This is a genomic window from Dongia soli (genome assembly GCF_034044715.1).
GTDB lineage: Bacteria > Pseudomonadota > Alphaproteobacteria > Dongiales > Dongiaceae > Dongia_B > Dongia_B soli.
Genome location: NZ_JAXCLW010000012.1, coordinates 73173 through 79642, shown reverse-complemented (window position 1 = coordinate 79642; position 6470 = coordinate 73173). Strand labels below are relative to the sequence as shown.

Here is a 6470-nt window from a genome sequence, read left to right as displayed (position 1 = left end):
TCATACCAGGCCTAAGCCCAATCAAGATCCGCCGCCCGCGTATCCCTTCTCTTCTCTCAACAATGTCAATTAGCAGACACCGCAAAACGCGATGTATCGTGGCCGATTCGGCCCGACACGATCGAGCAATATAGCGATGCCGTAACAGCGATTCAAGTGCCCTGACTGGGCTCTCTGCGCCATCTAGACCCGGTCAGCGAAACCGCCTTCCGAACCAGTCGTTCGCCGGTGCTTGTCACCGCCCCGTCTGGTGGCGCGGTTTTTAGGCGAGTCATTCGGAACTGTCCAGCAGAAAAAAACATCATCGTGATTTTTTTTAAGAAAGCCCGGGAAACCGCCTTTTTCTCGTGTTCCGAAGCTACAGATAGCGGCTCGAACAGTGACAACCACAAGTTCAAAAGGAAGAATCGTGGCTGCGATGCGCAAGAATTCGGTGCTCTATGCTCTCGTTGCACTGCGGAATCGGTCGGGGCTCGTCGCTTCGCCCGATAAGTCGACTCAAAAAATCTGCAGTGGCCGATCGATTCCCGCCAAAGACCGGTTAGTGGAACATCGTGATGGACTGATCGAGCTCGGCTTCCGACCATCACGGAAGGCAATGTCGCTCGTCCCGATCACATAAGCGAGGCCGTTATCGCGGCGAGCGGGGAATGGAGGTTGAGCACCCACCCGACCCTCCTCTGCATGAGGGAGGGCGGGGTGGGTGAGGCGCAAGCCGCCTTAAAACGCCACGCGCAAGCGAGCTTCGAAGTTGTGGCCGACCGATCGGCAATTGCGCGGTATAGCCGCCATAAACGTCCACTGTCTCGCTGAGCTGTGCCGTGAGGCTGGTGCCGAGGCCGAGTTCATCACGCGAGGGATTGACACCCTTGACCGTGAAGTTGCTGCCGCCCGCCACCACCTGGCATCGCGCCTGTTGTCCAGCATCTCTCGCCTATAGGTGAGATCGAGCTGGGGCGTCAGGCGCCAGCTATTATCCGTGGCGAAGGTCTTCGCCAAGCTGACGCCGATATGCGGCTTCAGAGAGTCCGTGTCGTTACTCTTGGTCGTGAGGTCGAACGCCCCGGCCCCGCTTTCGCTGAAGCTTTCCTCGAAGATATGCACGTAGTCGAGGCCGGCATGCGGGGTCAGCACGAAGCTTGACGGCAGATCAACCGACTAGCCCGCCTGCATCGCAGCGACAATTTCATGCGCGTGGTGATCGCCCTTGGCGGTGCCGCCGACGCTGTTGTTCTTCGTCTTGATCCGGTGGAAGCCGTAGTCGATCGAGGCATCCAAAGCGGGAACCGCCCAGGCCGTATCGCTGTTCGAGGGCGGTTATCTCGATAAGGGAGCGCTGAAAGCGCCCGCATCGGCGGCCACGGCAATGTGCGCCGAGCTTCATATCGACGACAGACTCCGATGATAGTCTCCATCGTTCTGGACGGCGATCAGGTCATGTGCAGCCGTGTGAGCACACCGGGTCGCGCAAATGAGAGAGCGTCAGGCAAGTCCCAGGCTGCGCAGTTCCGCCAGCATCTCTGCCGGCAATTCCGCTTCGTCGGCAAGCTGGCGCAGTGCCTGTTCCTGGTTCGGCAGGTCGGGCGGCGCATCGGCCGCCTCGAGATAGCGCCAGCCTTGGAAGGCGCGCTTCGGACGCGTCTCGGTCATGATGACGGTCGGATCGTAGACGATGGCGCAGAAGGGATTGCCGGATTCGTCCTCGACCTCATCGAGTCGCAGGATGCGATGGCGGACACAGACCGATCCACGAATCACCCAATATAATGAACCGCCATCCAGCACTTCCTCGGCCCGTTTCGGGCGATGGCGGGTCCAATGCTGATCCTCGAGCGGCTTTCCTTTTTTACCAAGGCGGCGCATCAAATCCTCGCGATAGGCAACCAGCTCCTGAATGGACCCGATACCGACACAAAGCTTCACCAGATGCACCGTCATGCCATTACCTGTTCCACACGCCGTCCCGATCCCGTCACGACTTATCCGCCGGGAATCGCATATGTCTTGATTAAAAAATCAGTCCGCTTAGCTTATTAACAGCGTCCCTTGGAGAAATCACCATGGCTAACCCAGCCTCCGCCCCCTCCCTCATCCACTGGTCACGACCATTCCTGGCATTGCTCCTGGCGGCCGGCCTGGCCGGTTGTTCCTCCTATGGCAAGATCGACTACCGGCAGATCAACTCCGGCTATGATCCCGAGCAAGGGCGATGGATCCCCTATCAGAAGGGCATCCATGCGGATGTCACGGGCAATCCCTTCGCCATGTCGCAGAAGGACTTCAACCAGTTGGTGGCGGAGGCGATCCAGCCGAACGGCTATGTGCCGGTCGATAGGGGACCACGCGTGCGCTTGGCCTTCAACGAAACCGGGGGCACCGGCGACTATATCTGCCAGAATTCCGGCGACAAAGACTCGACCAAAATGGGCCGCGGCGGCGATAGCAAGATCCGCGTGTCAGCCGCCTATTGCCAGGGTAACGACGCTGTCACATATGCAACCGGATCGATCACCGATGTCAGCGGCCCGGACGACCCGCAATTCAAGGCTTTCCTGCGGAATCTGACGGTCTTCCTGTTCCCCACGCCGGAGAGCAACGGCGATGTGAATTGCTCGAATGGGATGCGCTGCTAAACTCCGTTTAAGTAGCTGATAAAGGGTGCCATGTCGTCGAAGCATGGCACCCTGATGGTCTTGGGCGGAGCCGGAACGCCCCTGGAAAGCCCGGTTTGATTGACAAAACCGGCATAGTCCCTATATTTCCCGCGATTTTTAGGCAGTCCTGATGGGGCCGGCTGCCTTGAGCGATCCAGCGGCAGATCCGCCGCCGAGACGTCCTCAGGCACCCGATTTCGAGCAAGCATGACTTTTGATGAACTGGGGCTCAGCCCCGAAATTCTGCAGGCGATCTCCGAACTCGGCTACGCCGATCCCACCCCGATCCAGGCCCAGGCCATTCCCTTCGTGCTGATGGGCCGGGACGTTCTCGGCTGTGCCCAGACCGGCACCGGCAAGACAGCCTCCTTCACCTTGCCGATGCTGGAGATCCTGCATAACGGCCGCGCCCGCGCCCGGATGCCCCGCTCGCTGATCCTGGAACCGACCCGCGAACTCGCCACCCAGGTGGCGGAAAACTTCGAGAAATACGGCAAGTACATCAATCTCTCGATGGCGCTGCTGATCGGTGGCGAAAGCTTTGCCGACCAGGAAAAGAAATTGGATCGCGGCGTCGATGTGCTGATCGCCACGCCGGGCCGGCTGATCGATCTCTTCGAGCGCGGCAAAATCCTGATGAGCGACGTCAAGACGCTGGTGATCGACGAAGCCGACCGCATGCTGGACATGGGCTTCATTCCCGATGTGGAACGCATCGTCAGCCTGCTGCCGAAACTGCGCCAGACCTTGTTCTTCTCGGCCACCATGGCGTCGGAAATCCGCCGTCTCGCCGATGCCTTCCTGATGAATCCGAAGGAAATCACCGTCGCCCCGCCGGCGACCACGGCCAGCACGGTGACCCAGGGCCTGACCATCGTCGATGAGATGGATAAGCGCGAAGCGCTGCGGCGCCTGATCCGTGCCGAGCAGGTGACCAATGCGCTGATCTTCTGCAACCGCAAGCGCGATGTCGATATTCTCTACCGTTCGCTGACCAAGCACGGCTTCAACGTGGCGCAGTTGCATGGCGACATGCCGCAATCCAAACGCACCGAGACGCTGGAAAAGTTCAAGCGGGGGGAAACCGCGCTGATGGTGTGCAGCGACGTCGCCGCGCGCGGCATCGATATCGCGGCGCTGAGCCATGTCTTCAATTTCGATACGCCGATTCACGCGGAAGATTACGTGCATCGCATCGGCCGTACCGGCCGGGCCGGCCGCGAAGGCCATGCCTACACCTTTGCGACGCCGGATGACGGCAAGCATGTCGCCGCGATCGAGAAACTGATCGGCAAGGAAATCCCGCGCATCACCATCGACGGCATCGAGCTGCTGCCCTTCGAAGAGGGCGACGGCAAGGGACGCCGCCGCGGCCGCCATGAGCGCCGGAAACCCGCGGGCGACAAGGCTCCCGAAGGCGCATCGCGCGAGGGTGGACGTGATCGGGGCCGCAACCGCCGCGGCAAGAACGGCAAGAGCGAAAGCCAGGAAGTCGCGGCCGCTGAAATCGAAGCCGCCATTCCGCACCCGCCCGTGCATCAGGGCCGGCACGAGAAGCTGGAATCCTCCGCCGCTTTGCCGGCCGTCGAAAAGGCGCCGCTCGAACCGGTCCGCCAGCAAAATCGCCACGAACGGCGTTCCGCCGGTCGCCGGGACCATGACGAGGATACGCCGGTCCTGGCCTTCGGAGACCATATGCCGGCCTTCCTGATGCGCCCGGTCCGCCTGCCCAATCCACGATGACGGAATCCTCCATCCGCATTCGCGCCTAGGCCCCCGCATATTCCCGTATGTTGTCAGGCTCTTTACGTCTCTGAAAAGGCGTTCAAGCCCGCAACTGGCGGGCGTAAGATTCCGTGGCGATTTTGTGTCAGCCTTGTTGAAGATGCGGCGGTTTGCACCTATGCTGCCGCCACTTTTCATGGCAACCAAAAGGCTCATTTGACCCCGCCGTTTTGACCTTCGGTGCTGGTGGGGCCAACGGAGTTCTGAAAGCATTATGTATGTTCTGAAAGAATTGCTGAAGCGGAAGCTGGCGCTGTTCGGGCTTGTCGTTATCTCGCTCATCGTCCTGGCGGCGATCTTCGCGCCGCTGATCGCGCCCTTCGCCCCTGACAATCAACTGCCCAACGGCCTGACCGATATCGGCGAGCCGCTACCACCCAACAGCGAATTCCTGCTCGGCACCGATCTCCTCGGCCGCGATCTCCTCTCCCGCCTGATTTATGGCGCCCGCGCCTCGCTTATCATCGGCCTGCTGGCGAACGGCATCGCCATCGCCATCGGCGCGCTGATCGGCGTCACCGCCGGTTTCTTGCGTGGCTGGTTGGGCACGGTGCTGATGCGGTTCACCGATCTGATGATGGCCTTTCCCTCCCTGCTGCTGGCGATCGTGCTGGCGGCCATTTTCCGGCCCAGCCTGTGGATCGTCGTCATCGTGATTTCCATGGTGAACTGGGTGCAGATCGCGCGCGTGCTCTATACCGAGACGACCTCGCTCTCGGAACGCGAATATGTCATGGCCGAACGCAGCATCGGGGCCGGCACCGGTCGCATCCTGTTCCGCCATATCCTGCCGCATCTGGTGCCGACGATCACCGTCTGGGCGACGCTCGGCATCGCCACCACGGTGCTCCTGGAAGCGGCCCTGTCCTATCTCGGCGTCGGGGTGCAGCCGCCGACCCCCAGCTGGGGCGGCATGATCAACGAGAATCAAAGCTATTTCCAAAGCTTCCCCTGGCTGGTCTTCTATCCCGGTATCGTGATCGCCATCCTGGCCTTGTCCTTCAACCTGCTGGGCAATGCCTTGCGCGATATTCTCGATCCGACCCTGCGGGGGAAACACTGATGTCGGCTTATGTTCTTCGCCGTTTGATCCAGGCTTTGCTGATCCTCCTTGGGGTCAGCATCATTACCTTCTGCCTGCTCTATCTGCTGCCGGCCGATCCGGCGCGCCAAGTGGCCGGTCGCACCGCCAGCGTGGACCAGGTGGAACGGGTGCGCGAGCAGCTCGGCCTCAACCTGCCTATTTGGCAGCAATATGGCCGTTATCTGTGGAGCCTGCTGCATGGCGATCTCGGCCGCTCCTATCTACAGCGCAGCGAAGTCACCACGCTGATTTTCCCGCGCATACCGGCGACTGCCTTGCTGATGGTCGGCGCGATCTTCTTCGAACTGATCCTCGGCCTCACCTTCGGTCTGGTCGCGGCGCTGCGGCGCAACAGCGCGCTGGATCAGGCGATCATGGCGGCGACCTTCATCTTCATCTCGATGCCGGCCTTCCTGCTTGGCCTGCTGCTGCTCTATTTCTTCGCCGTGCATCTCGGCTGGTTCCCGATCGGCGGCTATGGGCAGTTCAAGAACCTGATCCTTCCCTCGCTCTCGCTCGGCCTGTTGGGAGCCGGTTGGTATGCCCAGCAGATGCGCTCGACCGTGATCGAGGTACTCCGCCAGGATTACGTCCGCACGGCGCGAGCCAAGGGCCTCAACCGGCTGCGGATCCTGGGCCTGCATATCGTCCCCAATGCATTGCTGCCGATCATCGCCATGATCGGCCTGGATATCGGCTTCTTCATGGGCGGCGCGGTGCTGATCGAATCGGTCTATGGCTGGCCCGGCATCGGCCAGCTGACCTGGCAGGCGATTCAGCAGCTCGATATCCCGATCATCATGGGCGTCATGCTGATCGTCGCTTTCGCCGTCGCCATGGGCAGCCTGATCGCCGATCTGATCGCGCCGCTCATCGATCCGCGTATTAAACTGCGTTGATAAAAAAACCAATATCGCAACGGCCGCCGGGTTGGCGGCCCTTAGGAG

Annotated in this window: 6 protein-coding genes; 4 read left to right on the top strand and 2 right to left on the bottom strand. The window is 60.9% G+C overall.

Translation table 11 applies throughout. The features are described from left to right. Positions 1-720: 720 nt before the first annotated feature. Both SMD27_RS24290 and SMD27_RS22910 read right to left on the bottom strand, forming a co-directional pair. Entirely contained in the window at positions 721-1149 is a 429-nt protein-coding gene (locus tag SMD27_RS24290; RefSeq protein WP_379991250.1) for an autotransporter outer membrane beta-barrel domain-containing protein, read from the bottom strand. Positions 1150-1482: 333 nt separating this feature from the next. Continuing rightward, positions 1483-1938 carry a DUF1489 family protein gene (locus tag SMD27_RS22910; protein ID WP_320510780.1) on the bottom strand — a complete coding sequence of 152 codons (456 nt, stop codon included), beginning with the start codon at positions 1936-1938 and terminating at the stop codon, positions 1483-1485. 122 nt (positions 1939-2060) lie between these two features. Between SMD27_RS22910 and SMD27_RS22905 the strand changes: the two genes are divergently transcribed. The 4 genes from SMD27_RS22905 (at position 2061) to SMD27_RS22890 (ending at position 6422) form a co-directional block, all read left to right on the top strand. Continuing rightward, on the top strand, positions 2061-2633 hold the full coding sequence (locus SMD27_RS22905) for a hypothetical protein (RefSeq protein ID WP_320510779.1): 573 nt from the start codon (positions 2061-2063) through the stop codon (positions 2631-2633). 228 nt (positions 2634-2861) lie between these two features. Further along, the gene (locus SMD27_RS22900; RefSeq protein WP_320510778.1) at positions 2862-4397 is read left to right on the top strand and encodes a DEAD/DEAH box helicase; all 1536 of its coding nucleotides are present in this window, start codon (positions 2862-2864) and stop codon (positions 4395-4397) included. A 256-nt stretch (positions 4398-4653) separates the two neighbouring features. Further along, the gene (locus SMD27_RS22895) at positions 4654-5502 is read left to right on the top strand and encodes an ABC transporter permease (RefSeq protein WP_320510777.1); all 849 of its coding nucleotides are present in this window, start codon (positions 4654-4656) and stop codon (positions 5500-5502) included. Beyond that, positions 5502-6422 (top strand): ABC transporter permease, encoded by a 921-nt coding sequence (locus SMD27_RS22890; protein WP_320510776.1) that lies wholly within the window; start codon positions 5502-5504, stop codon positions 6420-6422. The genes SMD27_RS22895 and SMD27_RS22890 overlap by 1 nt, the downstream gene beginning before the upstream one ends. Positions 6423-6470: the final 48 nt, after the last annotated feature.